This window comes from Pantoea sp. paga (assembly GCF_007558755.1).
Lineage (GTDB): Bacteria > Pseudomonadota > Gammaproteobacteria > Enterobacterales > Enterobacteriaceae > Pantoea > Pantoea agglomerans.
The window spans coordinates 144,758-166,446 of the sequence record NZ_VLTF01000005.1 but is presented as its reverse complement, the minus strand read 5'-3'; the positions used below and the strand labels follow the sequence as shown (position 1 = coordinate 166,446).

Annotated in this window: 20 protein-coding genes; 7 read left to right on the top strand and 13 right to left on the bottom strand. The window is 54.8% G+C overall.

All coding sequences use genetic code 11. From position 1 onward, the window contains the following. Positions 1 to 218: 218 nt before the first annotated feature. Positions 219 to 5,750: a glutamate synthase-related protein gene (locus tag FOV68_RS15330; RefSeq protein ID WP_143991157.1), complete on the top strand. Its 5,532-nt coding sequence runs from the start codon at positions 219 to 221 to the stop codon at positions 5,748 to 5,750. Positions 5,751 to 5,935: 185 nt separating this feature from the next. Next, a complete protein-coding gene (locus FOV68_RS15325; RefSeq protein WP_143991156.1) occupies positions 5,936 to 7,693 on the top strand; it encodes a sulfite reductase subunit alpha in 1,758 nt (585 codons plus the stop codon). 111 nt (positions 7,694 to 7,804) lie between these two features. Here the strand turns inward: FOV68_RS15325 and sspB are convergent, their stop codons facing one another. The 5 genes from sspB to zapE form a co-directional block, all read right to left on the bottom strand. Continuing rightward, entirely contained in the window at positions 7,805 to 8,290 is a 486-nt protein-coding gene (sspB, locus tag FOV68_RS15320; protein WP_010251939.1) for a ClpXP protease specificity-enhancing factor, read from the bottom strand. Positions 8,291 to 8,293: 3 nt separating this feature from the next. Continuing rightward, on the bottom strand, positions 8,294 to 8,935 hold the full coding sequence (sspA, locus tag FOV68_RS15315) for a stringent starvation protein SspA (protein ID WP_009092481.1): 642 nt from the start codon (positions 8,933 to 8,935) through the stop codon (positions 8,294 to 8,296). Positions 8,936 to 9,266: 331 nt separating this feature from the next. Beyond that, positions 9,267 to 9,659 carry a 30S ribosomal protein S9 gene (gene rpsI, locus FOV68_RS15310; protein WP_008925401.1) on the bottom strand — a complete coding sequence of 131 codons (393 nt, stop codon included), beginning with the start codon at positions 9,657 to 9,659 and terminating at the stop codon, positions 9,267 to 9,269. Between the two features lie 15 nt (positions 9,660 to 9,674). Then, complete coding sequence (gene rplM / locus FOV68_RS15305; protein WP_008925400.1) at positions 9,675 to 10,103, bottom strand: 50S ribosomal protein L13; 429 nt, start codon at positions 10,101 to 10,103, stop codon at positions 9,675 to 9,677. Between the two features lie 227 nt (positions 10,104 to 10,330). Continuing rightward, the gene (gene zapE / locus FOV68_RS15300; RefSeq protein ID WP_031592001.1) at positions 10,331 to 11,458 is read right to left on the bottom strand and encodes a cell division protein ZapE; all 1,128 of its coding nucleotides are present in this window, start codon (positions 11,456 to 11,458) and stop codon (positions 10,331 to 10,333) included. Between the two features lie 178 nt (positions 11,459 to 11,636). Between zapE and zapG the strand changes: the two genes are divergently transcribed. The 3 genes from zapG to degS all read left to right on the top strand — a co-directional run bounded on the left by zapG (position 11,637) and on the right by degS (position 14,673). Continuing rightward, on the top strand, positions 11,637 to 12,038 hold the full coding sequence (gene zapG / locus FOV68_RS15295; protein ID WP_003848291.1) for a Z-ring associated protein ZapG: 402 nt from the start codon (positions 11,637 to 11,639) through the stop codon (positions 12,036 to 12,038). Between the two features lie 110 nt (positions 12,039 to 12,148). Next, entirely contained in the window at positions 12,149 to 13,522 is a 1,374-nt protein-coding gene (degQ, locus tag FOV68_RS15290) for a serine endoprotease DegQ (protein WP_031591997.1), read from the top strand. 89 nt (positions 13,523 to 13,611) lie between these two features. Next, positions 13,612 to 14,673, top strand: a complete 1,062-nt coding sequence (gene degS, locus FOV68_RS15285) for an outer membrane-stress sensor serine endopeptidase DegS (protein ID WP_010251964.1) — start codon at positions 13,612 to 13,614, stop codon at positions 14,671 to 14,673. Positions 14,674 to 14,824: 151 nt separating this feature from the next. Here degS and epmA read toward each other — a convergent pair whose 3' ends face one another. Then, positions 14,825 to 15,802, bottom strand: coding sequence for an elongation factor P--(R)-beta-lysine ligase (gene epmA, locus FOV68_RS15280; protein WP_003848297.1), 978 nt, complete (start codon positions 15,800 to 15,802; stop codon positions 14,825 to 14,827). Between the two features lie 136 nt (positions 15,803 to 15,938). On the opposite strand from epmA, the gene FOV68_RS15275 reads away from it, so the two are divergent. Continuing rightward, a complete protein-coding gene (locus tag FOV68_RS15275; protein ID WP_143991155.1) occupies positions 15,939 to 16,463 on the top strand; it encodes a lipocalin family protein in 525 nt (174 codons plus the stop codon). Between the two features lie 55 nt (positions 16,464 to 16,518). Here FOV68_RS15275 and FOV68_RS15270 read toward each other — a convergent pair whose 3' ends face one another. The 3 genes from FOV68_RS15270 to efp form a co-directional block, all read right to left on the bottom strand. Then, positions 16,519 to 16,653 carry an entericidin A/B family lipoprotein gene (locus FOV68_RS15270; protein WP_003848302.1) on the bottom strand — a complete coding sequence of 45 codons (135 nt, stop codon included), beginning with the start codon at positions 16,651 to 16,653 and terminating at the stop codon, positions 16,519 to 16,521. 102 nt (positions 16,654 to 16,755) lie between these two features. Further along, complete coding sequence (locus FOV68_RS15265; protein ID WP_003848306.1) at positions 16,756 to 16,887, bottom strand: entericidin A/B family lipoprotein; 132 nt, start codon at positions 16,885 to 16,887, stop codon at positions 16,756 to 16,758. A gap of 51 nt (positions 16,888 to 16,938) precedes the next feature. Next, the gene (gene efp / locus FOV68_RS15260; RefSeq protein WP_008925396.1) at positions 16,939 to 17,505 is read right to left on the bottom strand and encodes an elongation factor P; all 567 of its coding nucleotides are present in this window, start codon (positions 17,503 to 17,505) and stop codon (positions 16,939 to 16,941) included. Positions 17,506 to 17,548: 43 nt separating this feature from the next. Between efp and epmB the strand changes: the two genes are divergently transcribed. Beyond that, positions 17,549 to 18,577 (top strand): EF-P beta-lysylation protein EpmB, encoded by a 1,029-nt coding sequence (gene epmB, locus FOV68_RS15255; protein ID WP_010672016.1) that lies wholly within the window; start codon positions 17,549 to 17,551, stop codon positions 18,575 to 18,577. A 53-nt stretch (positions 18,578 to 18,630) separates the two neighbouring features. On the opposite strand, the gene FOV68_RS15250 is transcribed toward epmB, so the two are convergent. The 4 genes from FOV68_RS15250 to FOV68_RS15235 form a co-directional block, all read right to left on the bottom strand. Next, a complete protein-coding gene (locus tag FOV68_RS15250; RefSeq protein WP_143991154.1) occupies positions 18,631 to 18,978 on the bottom strand; it encodes a DUF4156 domain-containing protein in 348 nt (115 codons plus the stop codon). Positions 18,979 to 19,281: 303 nt separating this feature from the next. Then, positions 19,282 to 19,437 carry a DUF1508 domain-containing protein gene (locus tag FOV68_RS15245; RefSeq protein WP_010251985.1) on the bottom strand — a complete coding sequence of 52 codons (156 nt, stop codon included), beginning with the start codon at positions 19,435 to 19,437 and terminating at the stop codon, positions 19,282 to 19,284. A gap of 217 nt (positions 19,438 to 19,654) precedes the next feature. Beyond that, on the bottom strand, positions 19,655 to 21,304 hold the full coding sequence (groL, locus tag FOV68_RS15240) for a chaperonin GroEL (RefSeq protein ID WP_010251987.1): 1,650 nt from the start codon (positions 21,302 to 21,304) through the stop codon (positions 19,655 to 19,657). Positions 21,305 to 21,353: 49 nt separating this feature from the next. Further along, positions 21,354 to 21,647 (bottom strand): co-chaperone GroES, encoded by a 294-nt coding sequence (locus FOV68_RS15235; RefSeq protein WP_010251990.1) that lies wholly within the window; start codon positions 21,645 to 21,647, stop codon positions 21,354 to 21,356. Positions 21,648 to 21,689: the final 42 nt, after the last annotated feature.

Here is a 21,689-nt window from a genome sequence, read left to right as displayed (position 1 = left end):
GCAACAAGAAGACTCCCGCGTGGTTTAAGTCATCTCCTTTAAGAGACCGGAAATCAAAGAGCAGCTCAATTAAGGACGTTTTACCGATGTCTGGAGAGAAATGCTCAGGGCTATGACGCGCGCTCGACAGAGCATGGCGATGAAAATGATAGCGCCCCCGTTGCGCTCAGACCCTGAAACAGTGCAGGTAATGTCAAAGCAGTTTAAGGAGACCCTCAATGTCCACTAAAAAACCTCAATCCTATGGCTTGTATGATCCGACAGCAGGCAGTGACAGCTGTGGTGTAGGTTTCATTACGCGTAAGGACGGCGAGCAGACCCACGAGATTCTGCAGATGGCGCACAGCGCCCTGTGTACGGTGCCTCACCGCGGCGGCATGTCAGCGGAAGGCGTTGGTGATGGCGCGGGGGTCAACGTTGATCTTTCGCTGCAATTCTTCCGCAAGATTACCGGCCAGCCGCTGGAAGCGGGACGCTTTGGTGTCGGTAACTTCTTTGTGCCGAAAGATGCTGAGCTGCGTGCGAATGCCGAACGTCTGGTGGATGAAACCCTCAGCAGCTTTGGTCTGCCGGTACTCATGAAACGTGACATGCCGCTCGACAGCAGCGTGACGCGTCCGGCAGCCGCGCAGTTCCAGTTACCGATTCTGCAGTGGATTTTCACTGCGCCACAGGATGTGGTGGATCAGAACGACTTCGAAAAACGCATCTACCGTGCCCTGTTAACCATTGAAGCCCGAGCTTTCACCGAAAGCGAATTTGGCGGCCTTTATCCGCTGTCGCTGTCGTCACGCACGCAGGTGTTCAAAGCCCGTCTGAATTCCAATGAAGTGATCCCTTACTTCAAAGATCTGACCGATCCTGATCATCAGGTGCGCGGGCTGTTTTTCCATACCCGCTTCTCCACTAACACCGATCCCCATACCACGATGGCGCAGCCGTTCCGCCTGATGGCGCACAACGGCGAACTGAACACTGACCGTAAAAACCGCATCGCTGAGTCCGCGCTGGCACTGGCCCGTGGCAAGACAATCGTGCGGCCTAAAGGCCAGTCCGACAGTTCGCGCCTGGATCAGAGCATCCACAGCCGTCTGATGGAAGATGACCTCGATCTGATCACCGCCGTGGTGTCGATGATGCCGCCCGCCTGGGAAAACGACAGCGCGCTGTCGCCAGAAGTGCGTGACATGCTGGAGTACTTCTCGCTGTATGAAGAGAAGAACGACGGCCCTGCTGCCTTAATCTTTGGTAATGGCGAAGTGATTGGCGCCCGTCTTGATCGTCTTGGTCTGCGTCCCCTGCGTTCAGTGGAAACCGCTGACTATATCGGTGCGATGTCAGAAGCGGGCCAGATCGCCTTCCCACCTGAAAGCGTGTTGCGTCGTGGGCGTATCGAAGCGGGCGGTATGCTCTATTTCGATCACCGTGAAAAACGCAGCTATACCACGCTGCAGGCGCTGGAAAAACTGGCCGCAGAGAAAGATTATCCGGCGTTGCTGCGTGAAGCGCGCGTCGGACTTGACGATCTGCCCGAGATCCCGGCAGAACAACAGGGTTCACCGCTGCGTTATCGTGGCGATCTGAAAACGTATCAGCGCTTTGTTGCCTACTACTACAACCAGGAAAGCTTCAAGTTCATGATGGATCCGATGCTGAATACCGGCGCAGAGAAGATCTCCGCGATGGGTTACGGCAACGCCATCAACGGCTTATCCGATCATGAAGGCGGCATGGCGCACTACTTCTCTCAGCGCTTTGCTCAGGTCACCAACCCGCCGCTGGACTCTATCCGCGAAGTGGATGGCATGACGCTGCGTGTCGCGCTGGGGGCGAAACCCCATCTGGGCCGCAGCAAAGGCCGTCAGATTGTGGTGCCGACCCCGATTCTCAGCCACCTTGATATGCTGCGTTTACGCGAGCAGACCATCGCACCTTATGCCCGCTTTGAGATGCTCTATGAGCCGGTGATCGGCAAAGATCTGCTGAGCACCACCGCGAACGCGAATGCCCTGGAAAAAGCGATTGATGACCTGGCGCAACAGGTGGTTGATTTTGCCCGTACCCAGGGTGGCATCGCCGTACTTACCGATCGCCATATCTCTTCAAAGCACGCCGCGATCCCGATGCTGCTGGTGGTTTCCGCCATCAACCAGCGCCTGATAAAGGAAGGGTTGCGTCTGGATGTTTCTCTGGTAGTTGAAAGCGGCCAGAGCATCTCCTCGCACCACATTGCCGCCACACTTGGCTTTGGGGCGTCGGCTATCTATCCGCTGGGCGTACAGATGCGCGCAGAGGAGAAATTTGGTGAAGGTGAAGAAGGTAATAAAGCCTTTAAGCGCTATGCCAAAGCGGCTGAAAAAGCACTGATGAAAACCATGGGCAAAGTGGGCCTCTGTACCGTTGAGAGCTACAGCAGCGGCGAGTTCTTTGAGCCTAACTTCCTCAACACCGATGACCCGGTGCTGAAAAAGTATTTCCCGAATATCAAAACGCCGGTGGGCGGCGCAGGCTTCGCGACCATCGCGCAGATGGCCGTTGACTGGCACCAGAGCGCACTGAAGATTCAGGGCGAATCTGAAGTTCCGTTGCTGGGTCTTTTCAAAGAGCGTGCAGAAGGCGCAGGTCACTCCTACGGCACCATCGCCGTGCGGACCTTTATCGATATGACCGAAGAGCCGATTCGCTTTGCTGACAAAGCGCGCGAAGAGGACAACTTCATCCGCCTGATGACGCTGGCTAAACTGGATAATGCGTTTGGCATCAAGCCAGAGACCTTTAAAGACAGCAGCTTTGAGCGCATCCCGGATGAGGTGATCAATAATTTCGCGATTACTGCTGATTACCGTCAGTTCTCAAGCCTGATGTATGAAGAGCGTAAACGTCGCCCGGCGGCCCTGCGCGACATCCTGACATTCCCGGCTGACCTGACCCACATCGACAGCGAAGCGGAGTTCCGTCGCAAGCTGGGACGCTACTCGCTGACCAACAACGGCTTTGCCATTCGTGGCATGGAGTGTGAAGCGGTAGATGGCAGCCTGAATCACTTTATGCTGCGTCTGACCGATGCGATTGAAGGACTGAAGCCTGAGAGCGAACGCCTGCAGAACCTGTCTCGCGCCCTGAAATCCCGCTTCGGTGACGATATTGAAAGCAGCGAAGTGGTGACTGGCGGTCTGAAAGTGACCGCTTACGGTAAAGCGGCCGATTATCTGTCACGTATCTTCACCACCCTGCCCTCACTGCCGCTGAGCGAAGTGCAGCCAGCCTGTGAAATTACCCGTACCTTTGCCTCCGGGGCGATGAGCCACGGTGCGCTGGTGGCTCCCGCTCATGAAGCGGTCGCGCACGGCACCAATATGGTCGGCGGCATGAGTAACTGTGGTGAAGGCGGCGAGCATTACTCCCGTCACGGCACCATCCGTGCCTCACGCATCAAACAGCTGGCTTCGGGCCGTTTTGGCGTCTGGGCTGCCTATCTGGCAGATCCGATGCTGGAAGAGCTGGAGATCAAAATTGGTCAGGGTGCGAAACCTGGCGAAGGCGGCCAGCTACCGGCGGCCAAAGTTACCGTCGAGATTGCTGCTGCGCGTGGCGGTACGCCTGGCGTCGAGCTGGTCTCACCGCCGCCGCACCACGACACCTATTCCATCGAAGATCTGGCGCAGCTGATCCACGACTGCAAAGCCGCGCGGGTGCGCGTTATCGTCAAGCTGGTCTCGTCTGAAGGGATCGGCACCATCGCGGTTGGCGTAGCCAAAGCCGGTGCAGACGTGATTAACGTTGCGGGTAACACCGGCGGTACCGGCGCTGCGTCGGTGACCAGCCTGAAATATACCGGACGCGTGGCCGAAATCGGCATCGCTGAAGTCCACCAGGCGCTGTGCGCTAATGGCCTGCGTGAGAAAGTGCTGCTGCGCTGTTCTGGCGCACAGCAGACCGGCAGCGACGTGGTGAAATCTGCGCTGCTGGGCGGCGACAGCTTTGAGTTCGGTACGACAGCGCTGATGATGCTGAAATGCGTGATGGCGAAGAACTGTAACGTTAAGTGCCCGGCTGGCTTAACCACGAATGCCGAAGCGTTTGATGGCGATCCGCGTCAGCTGGCGCAGTATTTCCTCAACGTGGCGCATGAAGTGCGTGAAATCCTGGCGCGTATGGGCCTGCGTTCCCTGCGTGAGGCACGCGGTCGCTCTGACCTGTTGCACCTGATGGATCACCCGCTGGAAGTGGGCAAGCTCGACTTACGCGCCATGCTTACCGTGGTGCCTGAGCTGAAAATCGACAAGCCGGTTTATCTGGAAAAAGATTTTGAGCTGGATGATGTCTGGATTGAGCAACTGAAGCTGTCGCTGGTGGATCAGGGAAATCCTGACGTCACTCTGGGCAACAACATCGTGCTGAATAACCGAAACAAAAGTGTCGGCGGCCAGCTGGCCATCGATATTGAGCGGATGCTGAACCATCAGCTGAGTTCTGAGCAGCTGCAGGCGATGCCTGCCGTAATGACCGACGATCGCGGTCGTCGCTATCTGGCCCCTGAGAGCGTAAAAATTTCCACCACCGGTTCTGCCGGTCAGTCGTTTGGCGCCTTCTGCAACGATGGCATGCAGCTGACTCACTACGGCACCTGTAACGACGGTGTCGGCAAAGGACAGTGTGGCGGCGAACTGATCGTGATGTCGCCTGGTGGCGGCGCGCAGGATGCCGATGGCAACGTGCTGATTGGTAACTTTGCACTGTTTGGCGCGACCGGCGGACGTCTGTTCGTGCAGGGCCAGGCCGGTGACCGTTTCGCGGTGCGTAACTCCGGTGCCACCGCTGTGGTTGAAGGCGTCGGTGACTTCTGCTGCGAATATATGACCAACGGCGCCATCCTTAACCTGGGCACCTTTGGTAAAGGATTTGGCAACGGCATGAGCGGCGGCTTCGCCTACCAGTACGACCCCTATGGATCGCTGGCCAGCCATGCTGCCGGTGATTCGGTGCAGTTCGGCTCGATTGCCGATCAGGATGAGATGGCCCAGGTGCACAAGCAGGCGGTACTGACCATGCTGAACTGGCATCTGGAGGCGACCAAATCACCGCGTGCCGCCTGGCTGCTGGAGAACTGGGAAACGGAGTGCCACCACTTTGTTTACGTGATGCCGCGTTCGCTGCTGCTCTATCAGGATGGCGGCGAGATTCTGAAAGCCAAGAGCCGCAAAGATCTGCTCGAAGAGCTGTCGACAGCGCTGGCAGGCCATCAGGTGGCGAAGTTTAAAGCCGCATGGCGTCAGGGTAAAACCATCGCCAACGGTGCCGTACCGGCTTATGGCGCGACCGATACGCTGGAAATGTTTGTCCTGCTCAACAACTACACCGTGCTGAGCTTTGCCCAGCAGCTGGCGCTGGGGAAATTACCGAAAGGCACCCCGGTTGAAGATGCGGCAGTTGAAAAAGCGGTCCGTAATCTGTTGATGACGGAAGACTTTTCGCTGATAAGCAAGCTGCAGCGTCATGCCCGTTCCGCCATCGAGAGCTATAGCGATGATGAACTGGCGAGTCTGATTGGTACCAAACGCATGTCAGATTACAAAGCGGCGCTGACGCAACGTAACATCCGCTCCATGGACAGTCTGGCAACCTACGGCTGGATCATGTATCAGGATGCCTGTAACCGGGAAGTGCTGGGTCACCTGCCTGACTTTGAAGAGCTGTTTGCACGTGCGGCATTGCCGGAAATCGCCGCTGCGGTGGGTAAACTCTCCTGACAGTGATACTGATCAGGCTGAACTGAATATTATTAATTGATCATTGCCCGGATTAATCGTTGTACCGGACAGATGCAGCACCGCTCTCCCCTGTCGCACACGCTGCGGCGCGGGAAAGCGGAACCGCTTTCACACCGGACAATGCCACTGATGACGGGCGAGAACGGGATTGAGTAAAAGTACCCATGAAAATTCCTTATATTCCAGAAGATGCACCTTTTAATGGCGATCAGAAGTACTGGCTGGCTGGCTTTCTTGCGGGTCTGCACTCCCGTTTGCTGGTATTAGAAGACAAGCAGCAACCCGCCGCGGGCACAGGCGCAGCCGCGACGACGCAACTGCACATTCTTTATGGCTCACAGACCGGCAATGCTGAAGCACTGGCGCAGACCGCAGCGAAGTCTGCGCGCGCTAAAGGTCTGGTGCCGGTGGTTCAGGCGCTGGGCGATGTCGATCTCGACGTGTTTGCCACCATGCGCCATGTACTGATCGTCACCTCGACCTATGGCGAAGGTGAAATGCCGGACAACGCGCAGCTGTTCTGGGACGCGATCTCTGCCAGTACCGCACCGCGTCTGGAGCAGATGCATTTCGCCGTGCTGGCGATTGGCGATACCGGCTACGATGGCTTCTGTCAGGCGGGTAAGTTCATTGATATGCGCCTTGAGCAGCTGGGCGCGAAACGCGTGGTTGATCGTATCGATTGTGATATCGATTTTGAGGAGCCTTCCAGCGAGTGGCTGAACAGCTCAATGCCACAGTTTGCCGCCAGCGCGGGCAGCAGCGGCACCGTGCTGGAAAGCGCGCCTGAAGCGCCAGTCATTCCAGGCAGCAACAAATCCAATCCATACGCCGCCGCGCTGATCACCAACAAGCGTTTGTCAGGCGAGCAGTCAGCCAAAGATATTCGTCATTTCGAGTTCGACCTGTCTGACAGCGGCCTGAAGTATGAAGCGGGCGATGCGCTGGGCGTGATTCCGGTCAACGAGCCGTCGCTGGTCAGCCTGCTGCTGACCCAGCTTAACGCAGACTACGAGACGCCGGTGCCCGGCTTTGATCGCAGCCTTGGCGACCTGCTGACCTATCAGTTTGAGATCTCAGAGCCGTCACGCAAGTTAATCGAATGGGTCGGGCAGAACACCACCAACCAGGAGCTGCGTCATGTGTTACAGCATGATGATAAAGATGCGCTGGGCGTGTGGCTGTGGGGCAAAGATACCCTTGACCTGCTGCAGCTTGAGCTGACGCTCACGCTGGCGGTACCCGAGTTTGTCGCGCTGCTGCGTCCGCTGCAGCATCGCGCTTACTCTATTTCATCCAGTTCTAAAGCCCATCCTGACCAGGTGCATCTGACCGTTGCCTCGGTGCGCTATCACAGTGGTGGCCGTAATCGCGGTGGCGTCTGCTCAACTTATCTGGCTGAGCGTGTGCGTCGCGGTGAGAAGCCCGCCATCTTTATCTCACCCAATAAATCGTTCCGCGTGCCTGCCAACAACAGCGCACCGCTGATCATGGTGGGACCGGGTACCGGCATCGCGCCATTCCGTGCCTTCCTGCAGGAGCGCCAGGCAACCGGCGCGCAGGGGAAAAACTGGCTGTTCTTCGGCGATCAGCATCAGGAACATGACTTTATCTATCAGGATGAATTACTTGCCTGGCGCGATAATGGCTTGCTGACGCGTCTGGATCTCGCCTTCTCACGCGATCAGGAGAAGAAGATCTACGTGCAGAGCCGGATGCTTGAACAGGGCGCTGAGCTGTATGCCTGGCTGCAGGAAGGGGCTTACTTCTATGTCTGTGGCGATGCATCGCGTATGGCGAAGGATGTAGATAATGCGCTGTATGAAGTGGTTCGCCAGTTTGGTGGCCTCTCCACCGAGCGTGCTGCTGACTATGTCGATCAGCTGAAGAAAGAGAAGCGCTACCTGCGCGACGTCTATTGATCGCGATGGTCTGCTGAAAAAATCCGGCTTGCGCAGGCAGCCGGATTTTTTTATGGCTGACAGGCAAAAAAATACCCGTCGGATGGACGGGTATTCACTGTTATGTCACTGCTATTTCACTACGCGCAGTGAAGGTCGTCCACCACGTGGCGGTGGATCGTCATCAGGCGGTGTCTCGTCATCGCTGGCATCGTCAGGACGATCACCATCAATCACCGACATCATGGTCTCTTCCTGACCCTCTGACGCCTCATGCGTGCCCAGCTCGTAAGCCGGTTCCGGTTCAAACATCGTCCCGGCACCGTTTTCACGCGCATAGATTGCCAGAATCGCCGCCATCGGCACGTTAACCTGGCGAGGAACGCCACCAAAGCGGGCGTTGAACGACACCTGATCGTTTGCCAGATCGAGGTTACCGACAGCACGTGGCGCAATGTTCAGGACAATCTGACCATCGCGCGCATACTCCAGCGGCACCTGCACACCCGGCAGATTAATGTCGACCACCAGATGCGGCGTCAGCTGGTTGTCGAGCAACCAGTCATAAAAGGCGCGCAGCAGATAGGGACGACGTGCAGTAAGTTGCGACATTTCCATACGTTAAGCCCGGGCTTGCAGCCGCATTTCACGTTCAGCTTCAGTTAATGAAGCGAGGAAGGAGTCACGCTCAAATACGCGATTCATGTAACCTTTCAGCTCTTTAGAACCTGAGCCGATCAAATCGATACCCATTGACGGCAGACGCCATAACAGCGGAGCCAGATAGCAATCAACCAGGCTGAACTCTTCGCTCATGAAATAAGGCGTACGGCCAAACAGTGGCGCGATAGCCAGCAGCTCTTCACGCAGTTGCTTGCGTGCCGCTTCCGCTTCCTGACCGCTGCTGTTCTCTACTTTCCTCATCAGGCTATACCAGTCCTGCTCGATGCGGTGCATCATCAGGCGGCTATCACCACGGGCAACCGGATAAACCGGCATCAGTGGCGGATGCGGGAAGCGCTCATCTAAATATTCCATGATGATGCGTGATTCATACAGCGTCAGCTCACGATCTACCAGCGTCGGTACCGTGCGATACGGATTGAGGTCAATCAGATCCTGCGGCAGGTTATCCATTTCGACCTGCTCGATCTCTACGCTGACACCCTTCTCCGCCAGGACGATACGTACCTGATGGCTGAAAATGTCAGTAGGACCAGAAAACAGCGTCATTACCGAACGTTTGTTGGCAGCGACAGCCATGAAAACCTCCAAGTTTGTTCACAAAAAGATACTGCGAATAGCCAACCACACGGCGACTCACTTGCTTATCGAACTCGCACGCAACCTGGTTAGCCGCGCCGTAGATACTGACGCCCCGACATTGGGGAGGCGCATAACGCACCGGCCTGCGGGCGCAAAGTGACACACAGTTTACCAGATTTTAGGCTGCTTGTGGGCGTGGAATGAATTTTTGCAGGTAAATTGAGCGCGGCGTTACGGTTTTCGCGGGGCGTTAATGGGAAGACAGAAAATAAAAAACCCGCCGAAGCGGGTTTTTTGAGCCAATTGCCGCAGCCGGAGCTGCAAACAATTAACGCTTGGAGAACTGAGGACGACGACGTGCTTTACGCAGGCCGACTTTCTTACGTTCAACCTGACGCGCATCACGCGTTACGAAGCCAGCTTTACGCAGCTCGCCACGCAGTGATTCGTCGTATTCCATCAGAGCGCGGGTGATACCGTGACGGATCGCACCAGCCTGACCAGAAATACCGCCACCTTTAACAGTGACATAGAGATCGAATTTACCAACCAGGTCCAGCAGCTCAAGCGGCTGACGAACTACCATGCGGGCAGTTTCGCGACCGAAGTACTGTTCCAGAGAACGTTGGTTAATTACGATATTACCGCTACCCGGCTTAATGAATACGCGAGCGGTAGAGCTTTTGCGGCGACCAGTGCCGTAGTTTTGAGTTTCAGCCATTGCCTTTAATCCCGATTAAATGTCAAGAACTTGCGGTTGCTGTGCCGCATGGGTGTGCTCGTTGCCTGCGTAAACTTTCAGTTTACGGTACATAGCACGACCCAGCGGGCCCTTCGGCAGCATGCCTTTAACCGCGATCTCAATCACACGCTCAGGACGGCGAGCAATCATCTCTTCAAAGGTCGCCTGTTTGATACCACCGATGTGGCCAGTGTGGTGATAGTAGATCTTGTCAGTACGCTTGTTGCCGGTTACAGCAACTTTTTCTGCGTTCAGAACGATGATGTAATCACCCGTATCAACGTGCGGAGTGTATTCCGCTTTATGCTTACCACGCAGACGGCGCGCCAGTTCAGTCGCCAGGCGACCCAAAGTTTTGCCCGTTGCGTCAACTACAAACCAGTCACGTTGGACGGTTTCTGGTTTAGCTGTAAAAGTTTTCATCGAAAAGCTTACCCAAATTAAGTTACACGTTGGTGAAATCCCAAACGCTTAAGTAAACGAATGAGGCTCACACGACCATTTTGACCAGCAAGCCACCCCTTCGGATAGAGTTACTGGAACACAGAGGATTTGGGAAAAAAATCCTTTGCTGTAACGTGGGGTCGCAAGATTATAGAGAAGTCGGTTACAAAAATCGAACCCTATTTCGGTATTTATCCCGATTATTCTCACGGCAGGTGCGGTAAGCGCAGATACTCTTCGCTCTGCATCTCCTGAAGTCGCGATAAACAGCGCTGGTATTCAAACTTCAGCCGCGTACCCTGATAAATCTCGGTCAGTGACGTTTCTGCCGCGACCACCAGCTTCACATGCCGTTCATAGAACTCATCGACCAGTGCCAGGAAACGCCGTGCCTGATCTTCGGTTTTGTAGATCATCACCGGCACGTCATACAGCAGCACACTGTGAAAACGGCGCGACAGCGCAATATAGTCATGCTGGCTGCGCCCTTCGCCACACAGGGTGGTGAAATTAATCGCCAGCACGCCCTCGCTGACGCCCAGCGTCGGCATCTGGCGGTGATTAATTTCCAGTACCGGCGCATCTTCAGGCTGGCTGCCCGACAGCGCTTTAAACATCCGCGCCATTTCAGCGTGCGTCTCTTTGTTCAGCGGAGAGTTCCACAGGTGCGCGGAGGTCAGCGTGCGTAACCGGTAGTCGATACCGGCATCCACATTCATCACATCACAATGACGTTTGATCTGCTCGATGGCAGGCAGGAAGCGCGCGCGCTGCAGACCATTGCGATAGAGATCATCAGGCGGAATGTTCGAGGTGGCCACCAGCGCAATACCGCGTTCAAACAGCGCTTCCATCAGCGTGCCCAGCAGCATCGCATCGGTGATATCGGAGACAAAAAATTCATCAAAACAGAGGATGTCCGTTTCCGCTTTGAATTTGTCCGCAATAATCAGTAACGGATCGCTCTGCCCCTGAAGCTGCGTCAGCTCTTCATGCACCCGCAGCATAAAGCGGTGGAAGTGCAGACGCAGTTTGCGATCGCCAGGAATAGACTGAAAAAAGAGATCCATGACCCAGGTTTTACCGCGACCGACACCGCCCCACATATAGAGTCCACGTACCGGTTGTGGCGTCTCGATTTTCTCTTTACCGATCAATTTTGACAGGCGACCCAGCAGGCCGGATGTGGCAGGCGCGGCGGATTGTTGCCGGGCAACCAGCGCCTGCTGCAGCGCGTCTAAACGGGTAATCGCTTCACGTTGTACGTCATCGGGCCTGAATTCGCCCTGCGACAGCGCCTGCTCATAGCGTGCAAGCGGAGTTGAGGTTTGCATTGTTGTTTCAAAGTCCCTGAATGGTGTCTGATTCATACCACGGTTGCTGAAAAAAAGGCCGTTCTACACTAAGCCATGCTGCTCCAGAGTTCCACATCCATTAGATTAACGGGTATAGTGACTATTATTGAAATGGTGCAATGCCCTACGGAACAATGGAAATAACACGGGAGTCATTATGACCTGGGAATACGGGCTAATTGGTTTAGTGGTAGGTATTATTGTCGGCGCAGTCGCCATGCGTTTTGGCAACAAAAAGCTGCGTGAGCAGCGCAGCATGCAGTACGAGCTGGAAAAATCGAAAGCGGAGCTGGCGGATTATCGCGAAGAGCTGACCAACCACTTCGCGCAGAGCGCGGAGCTGCTGGACAACATGGCGCGTGATTATCGTCAGCTCTATCAGCACATGGCAAAAGGCTCAAATGACCTGCTGCCGAATCTGCCTGGCCAGAAAAATCCGTTTGCCTATCAGCTGACTGAAGCCGAAGCGGACAACGATCAGGTGCCGGTGCAGATGCCGCGCGACTATTCTGAAGGCGCATCCGGTTTACTGCGTGGCGAGCGCCCTGCCCGCGACTAATCTTTTTGGGGCGCAGCCTGTCTGCGCCCGCTGTTTTTGCGAACCCTGACCGCAAACGACTGTCACACTTATTAATTCCTCCCACCTTTTGCAGCGAGAGCGTTGTAGCAATGAAAAAACAAGCACGCCTGTTTAGCGCATTAGCCCTGAGTATTGGGATGAGCCTTGCCGCCGCGCCAGACGCGATGGCAACGCTGCCAGCACAAATTGCGGGCCAGCCGCTGCCGAGTCTGGCACCGATGCTGGAGAAAGTGTTACCTGCCGTGGTCAGTGTGCATGTGGAAGGCACTGATTCGGGTGCACAGGCTCAGGATATTCCTGAACCGCTGAAGCGTTTTTTTGGTCAGATGCCTGGCGGAAATAGTCAGCCACAGCCGTTTGAAGGTTTAGGGTCTGGCGTGATCATCGATGCCGCGAAAGGCTACGTGCTCACCAACAATCACGTGGTCAACGGTGCGGATAAAATCAACGTACAGCTTGGCGACGGCAGTGAATATGAAGCCAAGCTGATTGGCCATGATGAGCAGACCGATATCGCGCTGATTCAGATTCAGGGCGCAAAAAACCTTACGCAGGTGAAAGTCGCGGACTCTGACCAGCTGAAAGTGGGTGATTTCGCGGTAGCTATCGGTAACCCGTTCGGTCTGGGACAGACGGCCACCTCCGGTATTATCTCCGCACTGGGCCGCAGCGGCCTGAACCTGGAAGGGCTGGAAAACTTTATTCAGACCGATGCCGCGATCAACCGTGGCAACTCAGGCGGTGCGCTGGTCAACCTTAACGGCGAACTCATCGGTATCAACACCGCGATTCTCGCCTCCAGCGGCGGTAACATCGGTATCGGCTTTGCTATCCCGAGTGATATGGCGATGAACCTCGCGCAGCAGCTGATTAAATTTGGTGAAGTGAAGCGCGGTCAGCTCGGCATCAAAGGCACTGAAATGACAGCCGATATGGCTAAAGCGTTCAATGTCGATGCGCAGCGCGGCGCCTTTGTCTCTGAAGTCCTGCCGCAATCTGCTGCGCAGAAAGCGGGCGTGAAGTCAGGCGATATCATTACGTCGATCAACGATAAGCCGATTACCAGCTTCGCTGAGCTGCGCGTCAAAGTGGGAACCACGCCGCCAGGTGAACAGGTTAAGCTTGGCCTGCTGCGTGAAGGTAAGCCGTTAACGGTTACCGTTACGCTGGAGCAGAGCGCACAGACCACCGCCAGCGCACAGCTGATGTCACCCGCGCTTCAGGGCGCAACCCTGAGTGATGGACAGACTAAAACCGGTGATAAAGGCGTGAAGGTCGATACCATCGAAAAAGGCACACCGGCTGAACAGGTTGGTCTGCAGAAAGATGATGTGATTATCGGCGTTAACCGCAACCGGGTTCAGACCATTGCTGAAATGCGTAAAATACTGGAAGGGAAACCGCCGGTACTGGCACTGAATGTGGTGCGCGGCGATGAAAGTATCTATCTGTTGTTGAGATAAACCTCGCATTACGGCGGACACAAGCGCGTGTGTGTCCGCCGCTCTCATGCTATTCTCCCCTGCGATCTCCCCTGGCGTAATTTAACACCATGTTTCTTAAACTTTTGCGTGCCGTGGTGCTGGGCCTGATTGTGGCGGGTATTTTGCTCGCAGCACTGCCTGCACTGCGTATGGGCAGCGACGCCCTCTATAACCACGAAAATATTACAGACGAAACGCCCTTTAGCTTCAATCAAGGGGTGCGCCGCGCCGTGCCTGCCGTTGTGAACGTTTACAACCGTAGCGCCCACGGCAACAACAACCGTGGCATCACGACCCTGGGTTCAGGGGTCATCATGAATGCAAAAGGCTACATCCTTACCAATAAGCATGTGATCAATAATGCCGATCAAATTATCGTGGCGCTTCAGGATGGCCGCTTCTTTGAAGCGACGCTGGTGGGTTCCGATGGCATGACCGATCTGGCGGTACTGAAGATTACGGCCTCCGGCCTGCCCGTTATCCCCATCAATCCAAATCGCCAGGCGCATATCGGGGATGTGGTGATGGCGATCGGCAACCCCTATAACCTCGGTCAGACGGTCACGCAGGGCATTATCAGCGCCACGGGCCGGGTTGGCTTAAGTTCATCAGGCCGACAGAACTTCCTGCAGACCGATGCGTCAATTAATCAGGGTAACTCCGGCGGCGCGCTGATTAACTCGCTTGGCGAGCTGATGGGCATTAACACCCTGACCTTCGATAAAAGTAGCGATGGTGAAACCCCGGAAGGGATTGGTTTCGCCATTCCAACCGTTTTAGCCTCGAAAATCATGGATAAGCTGATTCGTGATGGTCGGGTGATCCGCGGCTATATCGGCATTACCGGGCGTGAGCTGCCGCCGCTGCATGGACAGGGCAGCAATCTGGATCGGGTTCAGGGCATTATTGTCAGCGTGGTCACGCCAGATGGGCCAGCGGATAAAGCCGGGATTCAGGCCAACGATGTGCTGCTCAGCGTTAATGGCAAGCCGGCCATCTCCGCGCAGGAGACCATGGATCAGGTGGCAGAAATTCGCCCGGGCTCAGTGATTGATGTGCAGGTACTGCGAAACGATCAGAAACTGACGCTGCCGGTCACCATTCAGGAGTTTCCTGACAGCAGCAGTTAGCTGAAACCTGTGCCAGGTCAGGGATGGCCCGGCTGATCGCAAAGAAGGCCGCCATCCATGGCGGTCGGCCTCGCCATCCTGGCTCGGACGCTTTGCTCTTCATCCGGGCCAACCCTTCCCCTCTAATCCGCCATCGTTTGTGATTAACCGATTAGCAGCGATCCACCGGAAACGCGATGACATCGCTCAATGACTCCGCTTTCAATGCCAGCATGATCAGGCGATCAATACCCAGTGCGACCCCGGAACAGGCTGGCATGCCATGCGCCAGCGCATCCAGCAGATACGTATCAATAGGATGCACAGGCAGGCCGCGCGCCGCACGGCGACGGTTATCCTGCTCAAAACGCTGACGCTGCTCACGGCTGTCGGTCAGTTCACGGAAACCGTTCGCCAGCTCAATGCCTTTGTAATAGACCTCAAAGCGTTCGGCCACACGGTGATCTTCGGTGCTGATCTCCGCCAGGGCTGCCTGGCTGGCCGGGAAATGATAAACGAAGCAGGGTTTATCCTGACCAATCTTCGGTTCCACACCCAGCATAAACAGCAGCATCAGTAAGGTATCGCGATCTTCTTCTGCACGCGCCAGCTCACCTTCACCCAGCTTCTCTGCCGCTTCACGCAACTGCGCTTTATCCGCTGACAGCGGATCCAGCTCAAGATGGCGGATAAACGCCTGCTGATAGGAGAGCGACTCAGCGCTGTCACACTCCAGCACCTGCTGCATCAGATCGTCGACTTCGTTCATCAGACGGTACATGTCGTAATGCGGCCGGTACCACTCCAGCATGGTGAATTCCGGGTTGTGGTGACGTCCCGCCTCTTCATTGCGGAAGCTGCGCGCCATCTGATAGATCGGGCCACTGCCCGCCGCCAGCAGGCGTTTCATATGATATTCCGGGCTGGTCATCAGCCAGAGATCGCGCCCCTGTGCCGCGCCAGGCCCGACAAAACGCGTCTGGAATGGCACCAGATGGATATCGGTAATGGTTGCCTGGCTCATCGCCGGCGTATCCACTTCCAGCACGCCGCGATCGGCAAAGAAACGACGCACTTCTGCTAAAATAGCGGCGCGTTTTAACAAATTGGCGATGGATGCGCTTGGTTGCCAGCTTGCCGTTTCGCTCATGGTGATGACTCCTGATACAAATTAGGGGGGGGAAGTCTACCTGCAATGCCTGCGGCAAACAATCTCGTGCCCGTACTGCCAAAAACAGCGTTTCGGCTTCTATACTTAAGCGGTTAAATCACAAAGGAATCCCACTATGTCTCCATGGAAAACAGTTGTTGCCAGCCTGAGTGCTTTTCTCTCTGTCGCCTGCAGCACTACGCCGCCAAAGAACGTCACGGTCGTAGATAACTTTGACAGCCAGCGCTATCTCGGTCAGTGGTATGAGATTGCCCGCCTTAACCACCCTTTTGAGCGCGGACTTGAACAGGTAACGGCAAACTACAGCCCGCGTGAAGATGGCGGCCTGAAGGTAATCAACCGTGGCTATAACGTCAAAAAGCAGCGCTGGCAGGAGAGCGTCGGCAAAGCCTACTTCACCGGGGAACCCACGCAGGCTTCTCTGAAAGTCTCTTTCTTCGGCCCCTTCTATGGCGGCTATAACGTGATTGCTCTCGATCCGGACTACCGCTATGCACTGGTATGTGGACCGAATCGCCACTATCTCTGGATACTGTCACGCACACCCCAGCTGGAGCCGGGCGTAAAAGAGAAGCTGGTTGATCAGGCGCGTCGGGATGGTTTCCCGGTTGAAGAGTTAATCTGGGTAAAACAGAAATAGTGCAGAATCTGACAAGCCGGTACGAAAAGCATTTCGTACCGGTTGGAATAACAGGTTACTTCGTGCTGTTCTGAATCGCCTGGCCGCCCGCTTCGACATCTTCACCTACGCCACGCGTTGTATTACAAGCTGTGAGCAGGGAAGAGAGCACCAGTACAGAGAAGATCGCAGCAATACTTTTCTTTAACATAACAATGTCCTTTTTGATGGATGTAAAGTACAGCGCTTTAAGCATAGCCGGATTTCCGGCAGTTGCTGCTGGCGAGACTTTAAAAAGGACAATCAGTTAAGGTCATTTTGCTGCTCGCGAAATGGCACCACCTAAGTGAGAGACATCTTCGCCAAAACCGTGGAATGTGTTGCAGGCGCTTAACGCAGAGGAGACCAGCAACGCGAACGCGATTAATTTTGCCAGCTTGATCATTTTTTTCTCTCAGACAAGAAAAAGGCGCACCAGAAGATGCGCCTGCGAATCTTATTTCACGCGTGACACGTATTCGCCAGAGCGGGTGTCAACTTTCACCACTTCGCCCTCTTGCACGAACAGTGGCACTTTCACCACGGCACCGGTAGAGAGCTTAGCTGGCTTGCCGCCAGTCCCTGCGGTATCACCTTTCAGGCCTGGATCGGTTTCGATAACTTCAGCTTCGATAAAGTTCGGCGGCTGAACGGCGATCGGACGACCGTTCCACAGCGTAACGATACATTCAGCGTTATCCTGCAGCCATTTCGCTGCATCGTTTACCGTCTTCTCTTCAACCTGGAACTGCTCAAAGCTTTCCGGATGCATGAAGTGGTAGAACTCACCGTCGTTGTACAGGTAGTTCAGGTTGGTATCTACTACGTCAGCGCCTTCGGCGGAGTCGGTAGATTTAAAAGTTTTCTCAACGCGAGAACCCGTCAGCAGGCGACGCATTTTAACGCGCGCGAATGCCTGACCTTTACCCGGTTTAACGAACTCACTGGATTCGATGGCATACGGCTCGCCTTCGAACATGATTTTAAGACCGGGACGGAAATCGTTGCTAGAATAAGTCGCCATGAAGGCCCTCTACGAAAATTGACACTGGTACTAAGCCAAAAAAATGGCACACATTGTAACCCTAAAAACACCTTCCAGAGAAGATTGGTTGCAGCAACTTGCGGATGTTGTCACCGAACCTGATGAATTACTGCGGATTTTAGCCCTTGATCAGCACACTGAGCTGGCTGAAGGTGCGGATGCGCGGCGTCTTTTCGCCTTACGTGTACCGCATGCGTTCATCCGCCGGATGAAAAAAGGCGATGCGCACGACCCGCTGCTGCTTCAGGTACTGACCCGCCGCCAGGAATTCACTGATGCGCCAGGTTATAGCACCGATCCGCTCGATGAACAAAGCAACGTTGTACCTGGATTGCTGCATAAATACCGAAACCGGGCTTTATTGTTGGTAAAAGGCGGCTGCGCCGTCAACTGTCGCTACTGCTTCCGTCGTCATTTCCCCTATCAGGATAATCCCGGCAACAAGCGTAGCTGGCAGGCTGCACTGGACTATATCGCCGATCATCCCGAGCTGGATGAGATCATTTTCTCCGGCGGTGACCCGCTTATGGCGAAAGATCATGAGCTCGCCTGGCTTATCGCCGCGCTGGAACAGATCCCCCATCTGAAACGTCTGCGCATCCACAGCCGCTTACCGGTGGTGATACCGGCGCGCATTACCGATCAGCTCTGTCAGATGTTAAGCGAGACGCGTCTGCAGGTGGTAATGGTGACGCACATCAACCATGCGCAGGAGATTGATGATGAGCTGCGTGAGGCGATGAGTAGCCTGAAGCGTGCTGGAGTGACTCTGCTGAATCAGAGCGTGCTATTGCGTGGCGTCAACGATAATGCGCAGACGCTGGCCACCCTGAGCAATGCACTATTTGATGCCGGCATCCTGCCCTACTATCTGCACGTGCTGGATAAGGTACAGGGTGCAGCGCATTTCTTTGTGTCAGATGACGAGGCCCGCCAGCTGGTGCGTGCACTTCTGTCACAGGTCTCCGGCTATCTGGTGCCAAAGCTGGCGCGTGAAATTGGCGGAGAGCCAAGTAAAACACCGTTAGATTTACAGTTACGTCAGGAATAAAAACGGCCAGCAAAAGGCTGGCCGGTTCAATATGGCAGACTGCCTGATTCACATTATGGGCACTTGTAGACCTGGCCGGTCATTTTGCTGTCGAGTGGCGCAAACGCGGACAACAGGTTCTGCGTCGGACTGGTTGCTCCATAAATCACGTTACCGCCCATCTCCGCTGCGCGATTGCGCAGGTCGTTAGCTGCGCCACGCAGTGCGCTGGTTTCGCCGCCTGCACCGCTCAGCCAGTTGCTCTGTGAGCCGGTAATATTGCCCAGAAGCTGACAGGTAGTGCCAGGCTGCTGATCGGTAAACGTCACGCGCTGTCCTGCTGAAGAGAGTTGCGTAGAGCTGCTGCAGCCCGCCAGCAATAACGCGCCAGCCGTCAGTCCGAGCAAGAGGTTAATCCGCATTGTAATCCCCATTTATTATCATCAGAGTCGGGTGGCAGCGTAGCAGAAAAAGGATTTTTCTTTCTGCACATTCATTGCCCTTATCCCGTTATATCGTCTCAATATTTCACGCCGCTTGCAGGCTGGCAAGCGTGCCGATGCTGGTGAATAAAATGAAGCCAGTCGATCAGTCGGCGCAGCCGCAGACAGCGTGACATATCAAGAGGAAAGACGAACGATTGCGCCTTACTTATACTATTTTCCCACCCAAAAGAAAAACCCCCGACCGTTTCCGATCGGGGGTGATGTCAGAGCGTGATGCCCTTAACCGGTGTAGCCATTACGTCGTGCATTTTCGATGCAATCGGCTTTGTTAACGTAGCCCTGACTGGCGGCGCCGGTAATATTGCCGTTGGGCGCCGTTCTTCTCCAGCGCCACTTGTGTGCTTCGTCCTTATAAAATTCCCATTTATCGTGCATTTTTATTTTCCTTAATCTGCTGTTTATCCCTTTCAGAGCGCGCTATTTCGCGCCGGGATCCACGTTAGAGCATCCCGCCCTGACTAAACCATGATGCAGAACATAAAAAAAGTTAATGGGTTTTTCCTGCTGCTGCCAGCATTCAGACGCTGAAAAAGAAAAATCCCCGACCGTTTCCGATCGGGGGCTCTTTGATGACTTAAGCAGTCAACGGCAATTACATCATGCCGCCCATACCGCCCATGCCACCCATACCGCCAGCGCCGCCGCCTAAATCAGGTGCGTCGCCTTTTGGCAGGTCAGTGACCATACATTCGGTTGTGATCATCAGACCCGCAACAGAGGCCGCGTACTGCAGAGCAGAACGGGTCACTTTGGTTGGGTCCAGGATACCGAAGTCGATCATGTTGCCGTACTCTTCAGTCTGCGCGTTGTAACCGTAGTTACCGTCGCCCGCTTTCACGTTGTTAGCGACAACAGATGGCTCTTCACCGGCGTTAGAAACGATCTGACGCAGTGGAGATTCCATCGCGCGCAGCGCAACTTTGATACCGACGTTCTGATCTTCGTTCTGACCACGCAGATCAACCAGCTGTGCTGCCACGCGAACCAGCGCCACACCACCACCAGCAACCACACCTTCTTCTACAGCAGCACGGGTTGCGTGCAGCGCATCTTCAACGCGGGCTTTCTTCTCTTTCATTTCAACTTCAGTTGCTGCGCCTACTTTCAGAACGGCTACGCCGCCTGCCAGTTTCGCTACGCGCTCCTGCAGTTTTTCTTTGTCGTAGTCAGAGGTTGCTTCTTCGATCTGCTGACGAATCTGGGTTACACGGCCCTGAATTGTCGCCTCTTCACCCACACCGTCGATGATGGTGGTGGTATCTTTGTTGATCACAACGCGTTTTGCCTGGCCCAGATCTTCCAGAGCCGCTTTCTCCAGCTCCATACCGATCTCTTCAGAGATTACGGTACCACCGGTCAGGATAGCGATATCCTGCAGCATAGCTTTACGACGGTCGCCGAAGCCTGGTGCTTTAACCGCAGCCACTTTCACGATGCCACGCATGGTGTTAACCACCAGTGTTGCCAGCGCTTCGCCTTCAACATCTTCCGCGATGATCAGCAGTGGTTTACCGGCTTTCGCAACGGCTTCCAGCACTGGCAGCATTTCACGGATGTTAGAGATTTTCTTGTCAGCCAGCAGGATGAACGGAGATTCCAGTTCAATCGCACCGGTTTCTGGCTTGTTGATGAAGTAAGGTGACAGGTAGCCGCGATCAAACTGCATACCTTCAACCACATCCAGCTCATCCTGCAGGCCGGTGCCTTCTTCAACGGTGATCACGCCTTCTTTACCCACTTTCTCCATCGCCTGAGCAATCAGCTGGCCCACGGTTTCATCGGAGTTAGCAGAGATAGTACCTACCTGCGCAATCGCTTTAGAGTCTGAGCAAGGAACAGACAGCGCTTTCAGTTTCTCAACCGCAGCGATAACAGCCTGGTCAATACCGCGCTTCAGGTCCATCGGGTTCATACCCGCTGCGACCGCTTTCAGGCCTTCGGTGATGATAGACTGTGCCAGTACGGTTGCAGTGGTGGTACCGTCACCCGCAGCGTCGTTCGCTTTAGAGGCAACTTCTTTCACCATCTGCGCGCCCATGTTCTCGAACTTGTCTTCCAGCTCGATTTCACGTGCGACAGAAACACCATCTTTAGTGATGGTCGGTGCACCAAAAGATTTATCCAGAACTACGTTACGGCCTTTAGGACCCAGGGTAACTTTTACTGCGTCTGCCAGTACGTTCACGCCACGCAGCATTTTTACGCGTGCGTCATTACCGAATTTTACGTCTTTAGCTGCCATCTTTAAATATCCCTTAAATTCGTTTCGTTCAGTGAATTACGCGTAAAAATTACGCTTCAACAACGGCCAGAATGTCGCTCTCAGAGATGATAAGCACCTCTTCGTTGTCGATTTTCTCGGTTTTCGCGCCGTAACCTTCGCTGAAGATCACGATGTCGCCAACCTTCACGTCCAGCGGCTTAATGTCGCCACTCTCAAGGATGCGGCCATTGCCGACAGCCAGTACTTCACCACGGGTGGATTTACCGGCTGCGGAACCGGTCAGCACGATGCCGCCAGCTGATTTAGCTTCAACTTCTTTACGCTTGACGATAACGCGATCGTGCAATGGACGAATTTTCATTTGATAGCTCTCCTTTGAGAAGTCCAATCATTCAGTTTTGGG